The following is a 17,346-nucleotide window of genomic DNA, read 5'->3' as shown; positions in this document are numbered from 1 at the left end:
ACTTAAGTGAGTATAGATTATAATTTAAAAGATTTAATGCAGTGGCATGAAAAGATTGAAAAAATAGTAAATAAAGTGGGGCTTGATTATTATCCACAAGAATATGAAATTGTAGGGTATAATGATATGCTAGCTTATGAATCTTATGTGGGTATGCCATCTAGATATCCACATTGGAGTTATGGTAAGTCATATGAAAAAAACAAAACTTTATATCAATTAAATATGACAGGTCTTCCTTACGAAATGGTGATAAATTCAAACCCATGTTTAGCTTATTTAATGAAAGATAATACACTTCTTCTTCAAATATTAACAATGGCACATGTTTATGGGCATAATGATTTCTTTAAAAATAACAGATTATTTAAAGAGGGAACGGATGCAGATAGTACAGTAGAGATGTTTAAACGTGGAGCAGATACAATAAGAAGTTATATAAATGATCCAAGTATTGGGTATTGCGAGGTTGAAAGAGTTTTAGACGCAGCTCATGCGATAAGGTTTCAAACACCTAGAATAGTTAATGATATAAGAGTTTCTCAAGGAGAACAAAGAAAAAAGGCTATAGAAGAATATAATAGGCTAAGAGATGCTAGAACTATTTTAGATGAAAATAAAGAAATTCCTATGCCTAATATATCTAAAGTTCCATTAAGTCCAGATGATGATGTTATGCAATTTATAATTGAGTTTGGCAATTTACAAGATTGGGAAAGAACAATACTTCAAATAGTTAGAAGGGAGAGCTTATATTTTCTTCCTCAAATTGAAACAAAAATAATGAATGAAGGTTGGGCAAGCTTTTGGCACTATAATATTTTAAAGGAATTAAATCTTCCAACTGGACTTCATTTAGAATTTTTGAAAAGACATAATGATGTAGTCGCTCCAATTCCGTATGGACTAAATCCATATTATGTAGGATTTAGAATTTTTCAAGATATTGAAAAAAGATATGGTAGAGATAAAATCTTTGAGGTTAGAGCATTAGAAAGAGATAATTCTTTTATAAGGAAATATTTAACGGAAGAACTTTGTGCGGAACTTAATCTTTTTAAGTATGGAAAACGTGGATTTGATTATGTTGTTGAAGAAGTTGCAGATGAACAAGGTTGGAGAGAAATCAGAAATAATATAGCAGATGATTGTGGAGTAGGTTCTATACCATATATAAGAGTTGTAGAACTTGATCCACGTGATTATTCTCTTCACTTAGAACATGTTTTTGATGGTAGAGAACTTGAAAGTGTTTATGCTAAAAAGACTTTGAAATATATAAATAATTTATGGAAAAGAAAAGTCACTTTAACAACTAAGAGTAAAGATGGTACAGATATTGTCTTAACTTGTGATGAGAAGTAAATTTAATTTTGATATTAATTTATTGTATTTTTAATTGATAATAATATATTAATTGATATTGTAATTTTAAATAAGAATAAAAGAGCATTGGATTAACTACAATGCTCTTTTATGAGTTAAGAGGAATATGATTTATTACAGCTAAACCACATACCAGAATACATACATTTAATATAAATGTATACTAATACAAGCAGTTTGTCAAATGAAAATAACACTTAAATGAAATTATATATATTAATATTAAATGAGAATGACAATATATTAATTAAATATTATATATATTTATATAAGGTATTAAGTAGCCAAAATGAATTTAATGAATATTATAATAGCAAAAGTAATTTTTACAGGAGTAACAAATGAAAACTTTAAAAGGTAGCGAAACAGAGAAAAATTTGTATAAAACTTTTGCAGGAGAATGTAGAGCTAGGACTAAATATAATTTGTTTTCAGAAAAAGCAAAAGAAGAAGGATACATGTGGGTCTCAGAGATATTTAATATTACAGCTGAAAATGAGTATGCCCATGCTAGAGAGGCTTATAAAAGGTACTTAGAATGTATTAAAGATACTGAGGAAAATCTTATGGCAGCTGCCATAGGTGAAACTGAAGAGTTTAAAGACATATATAAAGGTTATGAGGAAACTGCAAGAAAAGAAGGTTTTAAAGAGATTGCACATTTTTTTAAAGAATTAAGAGAAGTTGAAGAAGAACATCAAAAAAGATTTTTAAAGCTTTATGAAAAAGTAAAGAATGGAAAGATGTTTGAAAGTAAAAAATCTACAAAATGGATTTGCTTAAATTGTGGTTATATACATGAAGGTGAGGAAGCGCCAGAAAAATGTCCATTATGTAAATATCCACAATCTTTTTTTAAAGAAGATAGTTGTACAAAAGAGTCAGTAAAAGAAAAATAATATTAATAAGATGTAATAAAAAGGTCTGTGTTCAATTAATGGATACAGACTTTCTTTGTTAAAGTCGACAATATTTTTTTAAAATGCTATAATTTTTGAGCAGATTAATTTATAAAATTGTATATAAATATATGTCTTATTATTCTATATTTAATACATAATATAAAAATATGAGTATTAAATTAAAATTTCAAATATAAGTTAAATAGTATTATGCTTATAATTTACTTTTATTATATATGTAAAGGGGGATAAAAATGAATAAAGTTAAATTTATTTATAATCCGTACTCAGGAGAAGGAGCTATTTTAAAGGAAATAGATAAAATAATAGATATGCATCAAAAAAAAGGATATACCATTATACCTTATAGAATTGAAAGAGGTGTAGATATCAAAGAGGCATTTAAAGATATTGATGAATATTATAAATACATTTTAATAGCTGGTGGAGATGGAACAATAGATAGTGTGGTAAATGCTATGAAACAAGAAGGCATAGAATTACCTATAGGAATTTTGCCAGTAGGAACAGCTAATGATTTTGCTAGATTTTTAGGAATGACAAATAATATAGATAATGATATAGAGAAAATATTAAACTCAGAACCTATGAAGATAGATATTGGTCATGTTAATGATAAATATTTTGTAAATGTGTTATCAACTGGGCTTTTCACTGATGTGTCACAAAAGACAGATACAAATTTAAAAAATACTTTAGGTAAACTTGCTTATTATATAAAAGGAATTGAACAATTACCTAAATTTAGAAGTTTAGATGTGAAAATAACTGCCAATGGGAAGATTTATGATACTCCTATGTATTTAATACTTGTTTTTAATGGGCAAACAGCTGGTGGATTTAAAATAGCATTAGACGCTAAGGTGGATGATGGTCTTTTAGATGTTTTTATATTAAAATCTTGTCATATTGCAGAATTTATACATGTATTTTTAAAATTTATGATGGGTGAGCATATGGATGATCCTCGAGTTGAGTATGTGAAGACAAAAGAGTTATTAATTGAATCAACAGAAGGCATAGTAACTGATATAGATGGTGAGAAGGGACCAGATTTTCCGTTAAGAGTTAGTTGTATAAAAGATGGCATAGAAGTTCTTGGTGTAAATAAATTATAGTGCTTTTTAAATATAACTTCACTAAAGCTTGAAGTTATATTTTTCATTTTATATAAATTAGCAATAAAAATATTTGAAAACTAGATTAAATATTTCAAAATTACTAGAAAAATAAATATAAAAATAATAAAATTACATTATGATAATTTTTTAAAAATTATACAAAAATTTTACAATATAGCATAAAATATAAGTAAGAAAATTGTTTTAAGGTGGTGAATTTACATGGAGGGTGTCCCTGTGGACATTAAGTATAAATTTAATATAACATTTAGAGAAGGGAAACATCTAAAATGTAATTATTAGATAGTATAACTTTTCCTTCTCTTTTAAAATGAGTTAAGGAGGAAACATATGGAAAAGTTAACTGTTTTTCTTTACAGAAATATATTAAATAAAAAGATATATGATGAATTTAATGAAGTTTTAGGGATTTTAAAGGATATATATGTAACGACTGATGATGGATATCCTAAATTTATAGGATATAAGGTAAAAACTGAAAGTGGAATTTGTAATTATGAATTTAGGAATATAGAATTTTTATCTAGGGATAATGGAAAGATAATTATAAAAATTAAGGGCAGTAAAGAGATATTAGCTAGAAGCTACTCCTATCTTTTATCTGAAAACTTGTTAAATAAAAAAATTGTAGATATAAATGGAAAAAAAGTTATACGAGTAGATGATTTAAGAATAGTAGAATTGGCTGGAGAGTATAGAATTGTAGCTGTTGAAAGTGGTAAAATAGTAAGATTTAGAAGATATGGTTTAGAATCTTTAGCAAAATTTTTAAGCAATATATTTAAGGGCAAATTTGAAGAAAAAGTAGTCGTTTGGGATGATGTAGCATCTCTTGAAATGTGCAATGATAATAATTTAAAGTTATCTATTTCATATAAAAAATTAGAAAAGCTTCATCCAGCTGATTTAGCTGATATTTTAGAGGAGTTAGATTCAAAGAGTAGAACCAAAGTTTTAGAAAATTTAAATGAAGATTTAGCAGCAGATACATTGGAAGAAATTGATCCAGAGTTTCAAGGCAGTATAATAAGAGAACTTTCTCAATCTAAGACAGCAGAACTTTTTGAAAATATACCAAATGATGAAATTGCAGATATTTTAGACGACCTTAATGAAGAAGAGCGAGAAAAGGTGTTAATGTCACTTGAAACTGATGATGCTGAAGAGATTAAGGAGCTTTTATCTTATGAGGATGAATCTGTAGGTAGCATTATGAATAAAGATTTTATATCTTTTAATATAGAGTTAAGCGTAGGTGAAACCTTAGAGCTTTTGAGGGAACTTAATGCAGACGAGGAAGTTATGAACTATGTTTATATAACAGATAACAATGATAGATTAAAAGGTGTTGTAACACTTAGGGATTTGATTTTAAATCAAGAAAAAGAAAAAATAACCAATATAATGCATACGTTAGGTATAAACGTAAAAATAGATAATAATATAGGAGAAGCAGCTGAAATAGCTATAAAATACGATCTTATATCTATACCTGTTGTGGATTATGAGGAGAAGCTTGTGGGGATTGTGTTAATACATGATATTTTAGATGAATTGCTACCACATAGTTGGAAAAAGAAATTTAAAAAAGCAAATTAATAATAGTTGACTTTTGAAAATTTTTGAATATAATTTAACTATAAGGAAATCATATCAAAATACTCGGAATAAATGCGATGATAAAGTAGAGTATTATAAAACTAGATTACAGAGAGAAAGATTAAGCTGAGAACTTTCATTAATGTTTTATAAGAAGTGCGCTTTGGAGCAGTAATCTGAAACTTAAGGTAGTAGGAGAATTCGGTGCTTACCCGTTATAGTAAGAGGCTTTGCCATAAAGAGGGGTTTTTATAACCTAAACTAGAGTGGAACCACGAATTTATACTTCGTCTCTATATTTATAGAGTCGAAGTTTTTTATGATTTGTAAGAAATTTCTTGATTTAAAAGAAAAATATTAATTTTATGTATATAAAATATGATTAAAAATGTTTTATAAATGGAATTAGTGATTAGGTAAATATATAAGATATATCATTAGAAAATAAATTTTTTTTAGAAAGGAAGTTATAATTATGTTAGTAAATAGCGCATTAGAATTAATAGGAAATACTCCTGTGTTGAGAGTTAATAATATGACAGATGAAAATGATGGTGAGGTTTTTATAAAGCTTGAAAAGTTTAACCCAGGTTTAAGCATTAAAGATAGAGCTGCTTTAGGAATGATAGAGAAGGCTGAAAAAGACGGTATATTAAAAAGTGGTAGCGTTATTGTAGAGCCAACAAGTGGAAATACAGGGATTGGAATTGCTTTGGTTGGTAAATTAAAAGGTTATAAAGTAGTTATAGTAATGCCTGAAACTATGAGTAAAGAGAGACGTGATATGATAAAAGCTTATGGTGCAGAATTGGTTTTAACTGAAGGAAAAAAAGGAATGAAAGGTGCCATAGAAATGGCAGAAAAATTAGTTAAGGAAAAAGGATATTTCATGCCACAGCAATTTGAGAATAAGGCAAATCCTCAAAAGCATTATGAAACAACAGCAGAAGAAATTTTAAGAGACATTCCAGATATTGATGTTTTTGTTGCTGGAGTTGGTAGTGGTGGAACAATAGTAGGTGTTGGAAGAAAATTAAAAGAATTAAAACCAGATGTAAAGGTAGTTGCAGTAGAGCCAGAAAAATCTCCAGTGCTTTCAGGTGGAAATCCTGGAGCTCATAAGATACAAGGTATAGGTGCAGGATTTGTTCCAGGAGTGTATTCAAAAGATATTGTTGATGAAATTTTTGAGGTTTCAGATGAAGATTCTTATAAAGTGGCTAAAGAATTTGCAACTAAGGAAGGTGTTTTAATAGGTATTTCTTCAGGAGCAGCTCTTTACGCTGGTATAGAGATAGCTAAGAAATTAGGTAGAGATAAAAAAATAGTTGTTATATCTCCAGATGGAGGAGAAAAATATTTCTCATCAGGGTTATATGACTAAACTTAGGATGTGATTAAAAGTGTTTAAAAATCTGAAATATGATATCCAAATTGTTTTAAAAAATGACCCTGCTGCAAGAAGTGCTTTTGAGGTTCTTTTACTTTATCCATCAATACACGCTTTGATAAATCATAGAATAGCTCATAAATTATATAAGAAAAAACATTTTTTTTTAGCAAGATTGTTATCTCAAATATCTAGATTTTTTACTGGTATAGAAATACATCCAGGAGCTACAATTGGAAAAGGACTTTTTATAGACCATGGAATGGGTGTTGTTATAGGTGAAACAGCTGAGATTGGAGATGATGTTTTAATATATCATGGAGTAACTTTAGGTGGAACAGGAAAAGATACAGGTAAAAGGCATCCAACGGTAGGAAATAATGTTGTAATTGGATGTGGTGCTAAAGTTTTAGGACCAATAAATATTGGAAATAATGTTAAAATAGGAGCTAATTCAGTAGTTTTAAAAGATGTACCAGATGATAGTACAACAGTTGGGATTCCAGCTGTTAATAAAATTAAAGGGAAAGAAGAGATTATAGAGATAATAGATATTAATGGTAATATAAGAAAAATATATAATAATATGACTATATAATAAAGGGGTTAAGAAGTGGATATTAAAGGACAGATAGTTAAATATTGTGCAGACTTAGGTTTAGATTTGATAGGATTTACTCCATGTAGAGAATTTAGTGAGCTTAGAAAATTTTATAATTATAGAAAAGATGAGGGATTAGAAAATGAATTTGAGGAAGTGGATATAGAAAAAAGAATAAATCCCAATCATTATATGCAAGAAGGGAAAACTATAATATCTATAGCTTTCCCTTATCTGCATGATGGTGTTTATAATAGCAACGGTTTTTCGCTTTATACAAGAGGATTAGATTATCATAGAGTAGTTAAAAGTTATTTAGATAAAATATGTGAATTTATAGAAAAGATTGGAGGAAAAGCAATGTCATTTGTAGACAGCAATACTCTTCCAGAAAGATATATTGCTTACCTAAGTGGCATTGGATTTATTGGAAAAAATAATATGCTTATAACTAAAAAATATGGGTCTTTTGTATTTTTAGGAGAAATAATAACTGATTTAGATATTGATACAAAGGATATTAAGCAATTAGATAATACACCATGTACAGAATGTAATAGATGTTATACTGCATGTCCAACCAATTCTATAAATGATAAAAAGAAAAATTGTAATATATGTATGTCGTATATTACCCAAAAAAAAGAAATTAATGATAAATATTTATATCTTATGAAGGGAAGAATATTTGGGTGTGATACATGTCAAAATAGCTGTCCATGTAATAAAGATATAGCTTATTCTGGTATAAATGAATTTAAACCATTAGATTTTATGAACAATAATATATGTACTGAAAGCATACTATCTTTAACTAACTCAAAGTTTAAAGAAACATTTAAAACAACATCTTGCGGATGGAGAGGAAAAAATATACTTATAAGAAATTCACTTATAAAAATGTACTTAATAGAAAATAAAAATATAGAAGATTATAGCTTTGAATCACCATATCTAGAGGAGTATAAAAATAGACTTTTACTGCTAAATAAGGTATAATATTTAGAGCTAAAGTTAAGAATTTTTGTAAGAATGGAAAGGATAATTTAGATGTTAAAGCGTTTTGGTATGGGCATAATAGTAAAAATGCCAGATTTTCTATTTGTACCACTTGCAAGTAAAGTTGTAAATAGTATATTAGATAAGTATGCAGACCTTCATGTACACGGTTTAGAAGAAATAAAAAATGAAGAAGGGCCATTTATTTTTATAGGAAACCATTTAAGCAATGCAGATGGTCTTATAGTTGATAGAATTATAAGAAATATATATGATCCATATTATATAGCTGGGGTTAAATTAGATGATAAAGCTCTAACTTATTTAGGGGCTAGATTGTTAAAGACAATTAATATTGTGCCAAACACAGCAGATAAAGAATCACTAAATAAGATAGTTAAAGAGGTTAAAAGTGGTCAAAATATAGTCATGTTTCCAGAGGGAACAAGAAGTAGAACGGCATCTATGATTGAAGCTAAAAAAGGAGTTTTATTAATAGCAAGATTGACTAAAGCTAAGATAGTTCCTTTTGGGCTTATAGGGACAGAAAAACTTATGCCTATAAATGATACAGATATGGGGGCTGAACATTTTGAAAATGCTAAAGTAGATGTTGTTTTTGGAAAGCCAATCACTTTGCCAACAAAAGAAAAGGGCGAAGATAAGCATGAGTATGATGATAGAGCTTTGACATATATTATGAAAAGCGTAGCTAATTTATTACCAGATAGTTATAAGGGAGTATATAAGGATTAAATTAGTTTTAAGAGGTATAATGATATGAAACAAAGAACAAAAGAAATTTTAGAACTATTAAAAGAAGAGTATCCAGATGCTAAATGTGAATTAAATTACAAAACACCATTTCAACTTTTAGTAGCTACTATTTTATCAGCACAAACAACTGATAAAAAGGTAAATGAAGTAACTAAAACTTTGTTTAATGATTATCCAGACGTTGAATCATTTAGTAAAATTACTCAAGAAGAATTAGAAAATAGAATCAGAGTAATAGGTCTATATAGAAATAAAACTAAAAATTTACTTATGATGTGCAAGCAGTTAAAGGAAAATTTTAATGGAGAGGTTCCAAAAACTATAGAAGAAATAAGTTCTTTAGCTGGTGCTGGAAGAAAGACTGCTAATGTTGTTATATCAAATGCTTTTAATATTCCAGCAATTGCAGTTGATACTCATGTGTTTAGAGTTTCAAATAGAATAGGTCTTGCAGATGGAAAAAATGTTTTAGATGTTGAAAAACAACTTCAAAAAGAAATATCAAAGGATATGTGGTCATTAGCACATCACTTAATAATATTCCATGGAAGGAGATGCTGTAGTGCAAAATCTCCTAAATGCAATAATTGTATAATTAACCAATACTGTAAATATTATAAAGAAATGACTGAAAAATAAAAAATTTATTTATTAAAAAATGTTTTATATTAACATCGAAGATAATAATGTAACGTCTGAATGTTCTTTATAGAGGTGACTATGATAATAGATATAAATTATACAAATAATCATAAAATTAAAATAAATAGAGCTATAAAGTTAGTAATAATAATTGCAGCTATTTTTACAGCTGTTGCACTTTTAAATACTATTCATATATATCAAGTAAAAAATACTATTTTAGATTATATAATATCTAGAGAAGCTAGTTTTGGAATACCGGCGTTAGCAATTATAAGTTGTTGGTTATACTATTATACATATAAAAAAGATGATTTATATCTTATGTCTTTAGTATTTGTAAGTTTAGCTTGTGAATATGTTTGTGCCAGTTTGTATTCTAAAAACTTAGGAGGATTAAGTGTCGTAGCTACTTCCCTTATTATTTTTACATATTTGTTTAGAGCATTGTTTGTAACACTAGTTGTTGTTCCAGAAAATAAGCTTGCTAAACTAATAATTAAAAGAAAAATATTATTTACATTAATTACAGTTATAGTAACAGCACTTTTATCTATAGGCAGTTTAAAAATGTTAGAATCTTTTGGGCATAATGAACCTTTGTGGATATCATTATTTGTTTCAAATATCATACTGTCAATATATCATTTTATAATTATAATTATGATTATAAGGAAGAGTTTGAAAACTAATGAATTTATATACACTATAATATCTATAAGTTTAGATCTCTTTATAATTAAAAGTGTATACGCAAATCTTTATGCTTGGGGTTATAGGCCCATAATTAACGAGTACTCTAATATATTTAGTATGGGTGGATACATAATATTAATAGTTGGAATATTTATAGAATTTGTTCTCAAAGTAAAGGAAAGTAGAGAATTGCATCAAAAATTATTGGTGTTTTATGCAATATCTGAAGAAGATAGATATAATGATATAGTAGTTAGGGATAGAGATGATAAAATAGTATATGCTAATAAAAAAGTTAGAAAACAATGGGGCGTTGACAGAACCGAAAAAGGATATGAGCAACTTAACCATAATCTTTTAAATGTTATAAGTGTAGATCAAAGATTGTCGGCTTATGAATATGTAAAAAATAATAAGTCAGGATGGAACGGAAACTTTTTCACAAATGACGGTAGGGTTATAAGAGGTAGCCTACAAAGATTAAGTGATGAGTATGGATGTATATATAATGTCTTAACAACTAGAGATATAACGGATGATTACAATGTAAGTCATGAACTTAAAGTTAATGAAGAGCGATTACGTCTTATAACCAAAAATATAAAAGACTTAATATTTACTGTTGATATGAATGGAGTTATAAACTATGTGAATACTACAGTAAGTGCTATGTTGGGATATGATGAGAAAGAATTAATAGGAAAAAATTATTTAGATATCGTAAATAATACAGATAGTGAATCATTAAGTATAATGATTGAAGAAGGAGATGTTAGCACCTTTATTGAGCATAAACTTGTAGGTAAAAATGATAAGTTGGTAGCTGTGGAATCAGTCATAAGTACTATCAGAGATTATTATGAAGAACCAATAGGAAAAGTTATTGTATCTAGAGGATTACAACATAGAAATGCTATAAGATCTCTTCAAAAAAAATATAGAGAAGTAAAACAGTATGAACAAATAAGAAATGAGTTTTTTGCAAATTTATCTCATGAACTTAGAACACCTATAAATATAATATACTCATGTATTCAACTTTTAGATTATAAAAAGAAAAATAGTGATCAAGATGGATTTATAGAGTATTATGATAAATATTATAAGAGCATGCAACAAAATTGCTTTAGAATGTTAAGACTTGTAAATAATTTGATAGATATAACAAAAATTGATTCAGGATTTTTAAAAATGGATTTTACAAATTATGATATAGTGAATTTAGTAGAAGATATTACTATGTCCATAGTTCCTTATGTAGAGGAGAAGCAAATAAATATAATTTTTGATACAGAGGTAGAAGAATTAGAAATAAGATGTGATCCTGATAAAATAGAGAGAGTTGTTTTAAATCTTTTATCAAATGCTGTTAAATTTACTGAAACCGGAGGAAATATAGATGTAAATATAGCTTTGGTAGATGATAATAAATGGGTTGAAATAAGCGTCAAAGATGATGGTATAGGAATTCCTAAGCATATGAGAAAATTTATTTTTGAAAGATTTATTCAAGTTGATAAATCTTATAATAGAAATAAAGAAGGAAGTGGAATTGGACTAGCTTTAGTTAAGTCATTAGTAGAACTCCATGGAGGTCGTGTGTATCTTAAAGATGATACTGAAAAAGGATGTAATTTTATAGTTTTATTGCCTAACGTGATTGAGGAGAATGTTGTTATAAAAGAAAAAGAAAGTAGATATAAATCATCGGTAGATAGAATTTCTATAGAATTTGCAGATATATATGAATTAAATTAAAATTTCTAGTTTTCATCTTTATAAAAATAAATTTTTATACCACTAAGAACCACTAACAGGTTAAATAAAAGGATTAGTGGTTCTTTTTTTTTATGAAAAAATTTATATAATATTACTTAGGTGAAGGCACTTGTGTATGTGTCTAAATTAAACAAAGTGTTTGGAGGATTTTGAAATGAAAGTTGGAGTTTTAATGGGTGGTATTTCTACAGAAAAAGAAATATCTATAATGAGCGGAAATGTAATGGTTGAAAACTTAGATAAAAATAAATATGAAGTAGTTCCAATAGTTTTAAAAGAAAAAGAAGATGTAATAACAAAGGTTAAAGATCAAGGATTAGATTTTGCACTTTTAGCATTACATGGTCAATTTGGTGAAGATGGAACAGTTCAATCTGTTTTAGAAGTTTTGGACATACCTTATTCAGGATGTGGTCCTTTAAGTGGAGCTATTGGAATAGATAAAGATATGACAAAAAGAATTTTAGACTGGGGTGGAGTTAGAACTGCTAAATGGACAATGGTTGATTCAGTAGAAAATATAGATTATGATGCTATAGAAAAGGTTACTTACCCAGTATTTGTTAAACCAAATAACGGAGGTTCATCAGTAGCTACAACTTTCGTTGAAAGAAAAGAAGATATAGCTAAGGCTGTAGAAGAAGCTTTACAATACGATACTGAAGTTATGATAGAAGAATATATAAAGGGTGATGAAATAACTTGTCCAGTATTAAATGGTGAAATGTTACCAGTAGTTGCTATAAAACCAAACAATGGTTTCTTCTATAATAAAGAATCAAAACACTGTGATGGTGGAGCGGATCAATATGTTGTTGAATTACCAGCAGAAGTACATGCTGAGGTTAAAAAAATGGCAGAAAAGACATATAAACTTTTAAAATCAAGTGTATATACAAGAATAGATATGTTAATAAAAGATGGAGTTCCTTATGTATTAGAAGTTAATACATTACCTGGAATGACTAAAAACAGTCTTTTCCCATTAGGAGCAGCTGCAGCTGGTATAGATATACCAAAACTTTTAGATTTAATAATTGAAGGATCTTTAAGAGTTAAAAGAAATCAAATAGCAAAATAATTTTTAAGTAAATTATAAATATTAAAATTATATATTTAAAAATAAAAGGTTAAGATAAGTTTATCTTAACCTTTTATTTTTAAATAGAAACAGAAATTAAGGTTAACTATAAACAAAAAATATATAACAAAAGAAGAAATGCTTTTGTACTATATATAGAGTATGTTTTTGGAGGAAAGAGCAATGAGGATAGGAGTATTAATGGGTGGTATTTCAACAGAGAGGGACGTATCACTTGAGACAGGTAAAGCAATAGTTAACAATATAAATAAAAAAAAATATGAAGTTGTACCTATAATAATAGATAAAAAAGAGGATGTTTTAGCTAAGTGTAATAATATAGATTTTGCATTCTTAGCCCTTCATGGAAAATTTGGTGAAGATGGTAGTGTACAAAAAATTTTGGAAGTATTAAATATACCTTATTCAGGATGCAATGCATTAAGCAGTTCTATATGCATGGATAAAGATATTGCAAAAAAAATAATGGTATCACAAAATATAAAAACGCCTAAATGGATTTCTATAAAATCTGTAAATGATATAGATTACGATTATATAAAAAAAATGAAATATCCTATATTTATAAAGCCTAATAGTGGTGGTTCTTCAGTTGCTACATTTTTAATTGAAAAGGAGGAAAATGTAAAAAAAGCAGTAGAAACTGTACTTTTATATGACAAAATAGCAATAATAGAGGAATATATAAAGGGTGATGAAATAACCTGTCCTATATTAAATGGCAAAGTTTTACCTATATTGGCTATAAAACCAAAGGGAAAATTCTTTGACTTAAAATCTAAATATACTGACAGTGAAGCTTATGAGTATGTTGTTAATTTTAATGAAAATATGCAAAAAAAAATAGAAACTATAGCTTTAAATGCTTATGATTCTCTAAGATGTAGTGTTTACGCTAGAGTAGATATGATAATTAAAGATGGGGAAAGTTATGTATTAGAAGTTAATACGTTGCCTGGAATGACTAAAAACAGTTTATTTCCTAAAAGTTGTAATAGTATAAATATAGATTTTTCAACTCTTTTGGATTTAATTATAGAATATTCTTTGAAAGAAAAAAGATAAAATAATAGTAACATGTTGAAATGAAAAATTATAAATTATATAGTATATAGTAATTTTATAAGAGAGTAATTTCATGCAAGATAAAAGTTCTAATAATACTTTTGGACCAGATATAAATCAATATACTCAAAATGTAAATTTTGATTTATTAGCTAATAATTCTGATTTCGTATATCTTAGAGCATCTAGTTCAAGCACAGGAACATTTAATGTTGATAGACAGTTTGTAAATTTTGCAAAACAATGTTTAAGAAGAGGTATTCCATGCGGTGCATATCATTATGGAATTCCATCTTATGATTTAACAACAGCAGATAGTCAATGTGATAATTTCATAAATACATTACAATTAGGGTTTGGACAGGGAAACTATGGTGATTTATTTCCTGTTTTAGATGTGGAGGAACCTATTGATGGATCTATATCAACTACAGGACTAATAAATTGGATACAAAGGTTTAAAATTAGGTTTGAACAAAAGACTAGAAGAAAAATTATGTATTATACAGGGCTTTTTTTTATAGAATTATATGATAATTTTAATATTCAAGGAAAAGGATATCCATTGAGTAATATGCCTCTTTGGATAGCTATGTATCCTAGAATTTTATCAAATCCTAAATATCCACCTAATATTGGAGGGTGGAGTAAATGGACTCTTTGGCAATATACTGATGAAGGGAAGCTATCAGGAATAGATAATCCAGTAGATTTAAATTGGGGTCCGATAGATATAGCATACTTAATGCCACCAGCACCTGTTGTAGGGCTTTATGCAGTGCAAAACGGAAGCATTATTACAGTTTATTGGAAAGCTAATACTGAAGCAGATATATCAGGGTATAATATATTTATAAATTCTCTTTATGCAGGAACAGTATCCTCTAAAACGACTAAGTTTAATATAAATAAGAGTAAGTTTAATTTGCCTAAAAATCAAGACATAGAAATAAGTATAGAGGCTTTTGATTATGCAGGAGATTTTTCATTAGAAAGAAGCAAATATATATTAAGTTAATATATTAAAATTAAAAGTGTTGTGTCAAATAATTTAAATATAAAGATACAACATTTTTATAATTTTATTATATATTTTGACTATAATTCATAAATAATGTATTATTAAAATAATTATTAAACGAGTTTCAAAAAGGGGATAAAATAAATGGGGAAAATAAAGAAAATCCTAATAAGTACATCAGTTGCAATGGCTATTGGCGCAACTGCAAGTGGAATTTATTATGATAATGCAAAAAGAGTTGTGGATGAATGGTCAAATAAAATATATCCAGGAATTACTGTTGAAGGAATTGATTTAGGTGGAATGACAAAAAATCAAGCTGAAGAAACATTAAAAAGTAAATACGGAAAAGTTGCTGAAAACAAGGAGATAATTATAAAGGCTGATGATGAAGAGATAGATATAAATTTTTCTGATTTATCACCTCAGTATGATATAGATGATGTTGTTGCAAAAGCTATGGAGATAGGAAAAAATAAAAATATATTTGAAAAACAAAAATATATACATGAAGGAATTAGCGAAAATTTAGATTTAACTGTTGATTATAATGAAGATGAGCTAAAAAAATACGAGGAAGAATTAGAAAAAAAGGTAGATATAGCAGCAAAGAATGCAACAATATCTATGGTGAATGGAAAATTAGTAGTAAGTTCTAGTTCTAATGGAAGAGATATAGATGTTAATGATGTAGATACTCTTGTAAAAAATGCAATAAACAATGATATTAGTGAGGATTTAAATGATAAAACGATTGTAGTTGATATTCCAGTTACAGAAACTACACCAAGTGTTACAACAGCAGAATTAGAGAGTATAAATGGGGTTATAGGAAGTTTTACATCTGATTATTCATCATCAACTGATGCAAGGGCTACTAATATAGCATTAGCTTTAAAATCTATTAATGGGACATTGATAATGCCAGGAGAAACTTTTAGTTTTAATAATATAGTAGGTGAAAGAACTGAGGCAAGAGGATATAAAAATGCTGCTACTTTTGTATCAAATCAGGTCGTTGATGGATTAGGAGGAGGAATATGTCAGGTATCTACTGCATTAAACAGAGCGGTAATAAGGGCAGGATTAGTTCCAACAGAGAGACATAACCATTCACTTAAAACATCTTACTCAGATTATGGTCTAGATAGTGCTGTTGCTTGGGGATATTTAGACTACAAGTTTACTAATACCTACAATGTGCCTATATATATAGAGGCTACAACTAATGGTTCTAAGGTTATGACAATTAATATTTATGGAAATACACAAGCTAAAGGAGATAAAAGTTACGAGTTATTAGCAACAAATGCTGAAGTTACATCAAAAGCCACAGTTACAAGGGTAAATGATGCAAGTTTATCTAAAGGTCAAGAAGTTTGGCAAACTAAGCCTGTTGATGGATATAAATCAAGTGCTTATGTGGTTACTTATGAAAATGGAAAAGAAGTTTCTAGAAAGCTACTTGGAACATATAATTATTCTAAAGTAGATGGAGTGTTAAAGGTAGGAACTGGTGGAATAGGAACAGGACAAACTGAAATAAGTGAATAATAAAGTGAAAGACTGAATCGGTTAAATGATGCAGTCTTTTAGTTTACATTATTTTATAAAAACTTTGTGTGAAAAATAAAAGAAGTGATATAAGTATATTTTAACCAAATAATTTCTTGCATTTTATATAATTAGGTAATATGATATAACTTGAATATATTAAACCAAGTATAATAGGTTATTCGGAGGAAAATCAAGTGAATTTAAATATAGTATTGTATCAACCAGAGATACCACAAAATACAGGGAATATTGCACGAACATGTGTTTTAACTAATTCTAAACTACACATAATAAAGCCTATGGGATTTAGTTTAGATGAAAAACATGTAAGGCGTGCAGGATTAGATTATTGGAAACAATTAAATTTAGAAATATATGAAAGTTATGAAGATTTTATGAAAAAGCATGGTGATAAAACAATTTATTTATCATCAACTCATACTGATAGATTATATAGTGATGTAAGTTATAAAGAAGGGGATTTCATAATGTTTGGAAGAGAATCATCAGGTGTTCCTGAAGAGGTTCATAAAAATCATATAGAGATAAGAGTTCCTATGATTAATACCACAACTAGAAGCTTAAATTTATCAAATACTGTAGCCATTGTTACTTATGAAGCATTAAAGGGTATTGGTTTTCCAAATATGAAATAGGGGGGATTTAA

The 17,346-nt window shown here is 27.8% G+C and carries 15 protein-coding genes and 1 other annotated feature; all 15 genes read left to right on the top strand.

Annotated features, from left to right (window positions below; all coding sequences use genetic code 11):
* Positions 1–12 precede the first annotated feature (12 nt).
* The 15 genes from DR020_RS01550 to DR020_RS01480 all read left to right on the top strand — a co-directional run bounded on the left by DR020_RS01550 (position 13) and on the right by DR020_RS01480 (position 17,335).
* Entirely contained in the window at positions 13–1,365 is a 1,353-nt protein-coding gene (locus DR020_RS01550; protein WP_055258650.1) for a SpoVR family protein, read from the top strand.
* Between the two features lie 362 nt (positions 1,366–1,727).
* Positions 1,728–2,285, top strand: coding sequence for a rubrerythrin family protein (locus DR020_RS01545; protein ID WP_055258443.1), 558 nt, complete (start codon positions 1,728–1,730; stop codon positions 2,283–2,285).
* Between the two features lie 257 nt (positions 2,286–2,542).
* Entirely contained in the window at positions 2,543–3,427 is an 885-nt protein-coding gene (locus tag DR020_RS01540; protein ID WP_112365076.1) for a YegS/Rv2252/BmrU family lipid kinase, read from the top strand.
* 354 nt (positions 3,428–3,781) lie between these two features.
* Complete coding sequence (locus DR020_RS01535; RefSeq protein ID WP_055258447.1) at positions 3,782–5,050, top strand: magnesium transporter; 1,269 nt, start codon at positions 3,782–3,784, stop codon at positions 5,048–5,050.
* A gap of 68 nt (positions 5,051–5,118) precedes the next feature.
* Positions 5,119–5,348, top strand: a binding site (T-box leader).
* A 177-nt stretch (positions 5,349–5,525) separates the two neighbouring features.
* Positions 5,526–6,434, top strand: a complete 909-nt coding sequence (gene cysK, locus DR020_RS01530; protein ID WP_055258449.1) for a cysteine synthase A — start codon at positions 5,526–5,528, stop codon at positions 6,432–6,434.
* Between the two features lie 19 nt (positions 6,435–6,453).
* On the top strand, positions 6,454–7,038 hold the full coding sequence (gene epsC / locus DR020_RS01525) for a serine O-acetyltransferase EpsC (protein WP_055258451.1): 585 nt from the start codon (positions 6,454–6,456) through the stop codon (positions 7,036–7,038).
* Positions 7,039–7,053: 15 nt separating this feature from the next.
* A complete protein-coding gene (gene queG, locus DR020_RS01520; protein WP_112365075.1) occupies positions 7,054–8,040 on the top strand; it encodes a tRNA epoxyqueuosine(34) reductase QueG in 987 nt (328 codons plus the stop codon).
* A gap of 51 nt (positions 8,041–8,091) precedes the next feature.
* Positions 8,092–8,796: a lysophospholipid acyltransferase family protein gene (locus DR020_RS01515; protein WP_055258455.1), complete on the top strand. Its 705-nt coding sequence runs from the start codon at positions 8,092–8,094 to the stop codon at positions 8,794–8,796.
* A gap of 24 nt (positions 8,797–8,820) precedes the next feature.
* Positions 8,821–9,456, top strand: a complete 636-nt coding sequence (nth, locus tag DR020_RS01510; protein ID WP_055258457.1) for an endonuclease III — start codon at positions 8,821–8,823, stop codon at positions 9,454–9,456.
* A gap of 81 nt (positions 9,457–9,537) precedes the next feature.
* Positions 9,538–11,913: a sensor histidine kinase gene (locus tag DR020_RS01505; RefSeq protein ID WP_055258458.1), complete on the top strand. Its 2,376-nt coding sequence runs from the start codon at positions 9,538–9,540 to the stop codon at positions 11,911–11,913.
* A gap of 175 nt (positions 11,914–12,088) precedes the next feature.
* On the top strand, positions 12,089–13,015 hold the full coding sequence (locus DR020_RS01500) for a D-alanine--D-alanine ligase (RefSeq protein ID WP_112365074.1): 927 nt from the start codon (positions 12,089–12,091) through the stop codon (positions 13,013–13,015).
* A 183-nt stretch (positions 13,016–13,198) separates the two neighbouring features.
* On the top strand, positions 13,199–14,101 hold the full coding sequence (locus DR020_RS01495) for a D-alanine--D-alanine ligase (protein WP_112365073.1): 903 nt from the start codon (positions 13,199–13,201) through the stop codon (positions 14,099–14,101).
* A 73-nt stretch (positions 14,102–14,174) separates the two neighbouring features.
* Complete coding sequence (locus DR020_RS01490) at positions 14,175–15,119, top strand: glycoside hydrolase family 25 protein (protein WP_112365072.1); 945 nt, start codon at positions 14,175–14,177, stop codon at positions 15,117–15,119.
* Positions 15,120–15,266: 147 nt separating this feature from the next.
* Positions 15,267–16,676, top strand: a complete 1,410-nt coding sequence (locus tag DR020_RS01485; RefSeq protein ID WP_112365071.1) for a VanW family protein — start codon at positions 15,267–15,269, stop codon at positions 16,674–16,676.
* Positions 16,677–16,873: 197 nt separating this feature from the next.
* Entirely contained in the window at positions 16,874–17,335 is a 462-nt protein-coding gene (locus DR020_RS01480; protein WP_055258466.1) for a tRNA (cytidine(34)-2'-O)-methyltransferase, read from the top strand.
* Positions 17,336–17,346: the final 11 nt, after the last annotated feature.

It is taken from the genome of Sarcina ventriculi, from assembly GCF_900456775.1.
Classification (GTDB): domain Bacteria; phylum Bacillota; class Clostridia; order Clostridiales; family Clostridiaceae; genus Sarcina; species Sarcina ventriculi.
Note: the sequence above shows the minus strand (reverse complement) of the source record. Positions and strands in the feature narration are given on the sequence as shown.

Bases quoted from the DNA above. Each gene is read 5' to 3' on its own strand.
- DR020_RS01545 (WP_055258443.1), top strand. From the start codon at position 1,728: ATGAAAACTTTAAAAGGTAGCGAAACAGAGAAAAATTTGTATAAAACT.
- DR020_RS01540 (WP_112365076.1), top strand. From the start codon at position 2,543: ATGAATAAAGTTAAATTTATTTATAATCCGTACTCAGGAGAAGGAGCT.
- DR020_RS01535 (WP_055258447.1), top strand. From the start codon at position 3,782: ATGGAAAAGTTAACTGTTTTTCTTTACAGAAATATATTAAATAAAAAG.
- cysK (WP_055258449.1), top strand. From the start codon at position 5,526: ATGTTAGTAAATAGCGCATTAGAATTAATAGGAAATACTCCTGTGTTG.
- DR020_RS01515 (WP_055258455.1), top strand. From the start codon at position 8,092: ATGTTAAAGCGTTTTGGTATGGGCATAATAGTAAAAATGCCAGATTTT.
- nth (WP_055258457.1), top strand. From the start codon at position 8,821: ATGAAACAAAGAACAAAAGAAATTTTAGAACTATTAAAAGAAGAGTAT.
- DR020_RS01505 (WP_055258458.1), top strand. From the start codon at position 9,538: ATGATAATAGATATAAATTATACAAATAATCATAAAATTAAAATAAAT.
- DR020_RS01500 (WP_112365074.1), top strand. From the start codon at position 12,089: ATGAAAGTTGGAGTTTTAATGGGTGGTATTTCTACAGAAAAAGAAATA.
- DR020_RS01495 (WP_112365073.1), top strand. From the start codon at position 13,199: ATGAGGATAGGAGTATTAATGGGTGGTATTTCAACAGAGAGGGACGTA.
- DR020_RS01490 (WP_112365072.1), top strand. From the start codon at position 14,175: ATGCAAGATAAAAGTTCTAATAATACTTTTGGACCAGATATAAATCAA.
- DR020_RS01485 (WP_112365071.1), top strand. From the start codon at position 15,267: ATGGGGAAAATAAAGAAAATCCTAATAAGTACATCAGTTGCAATGGCT.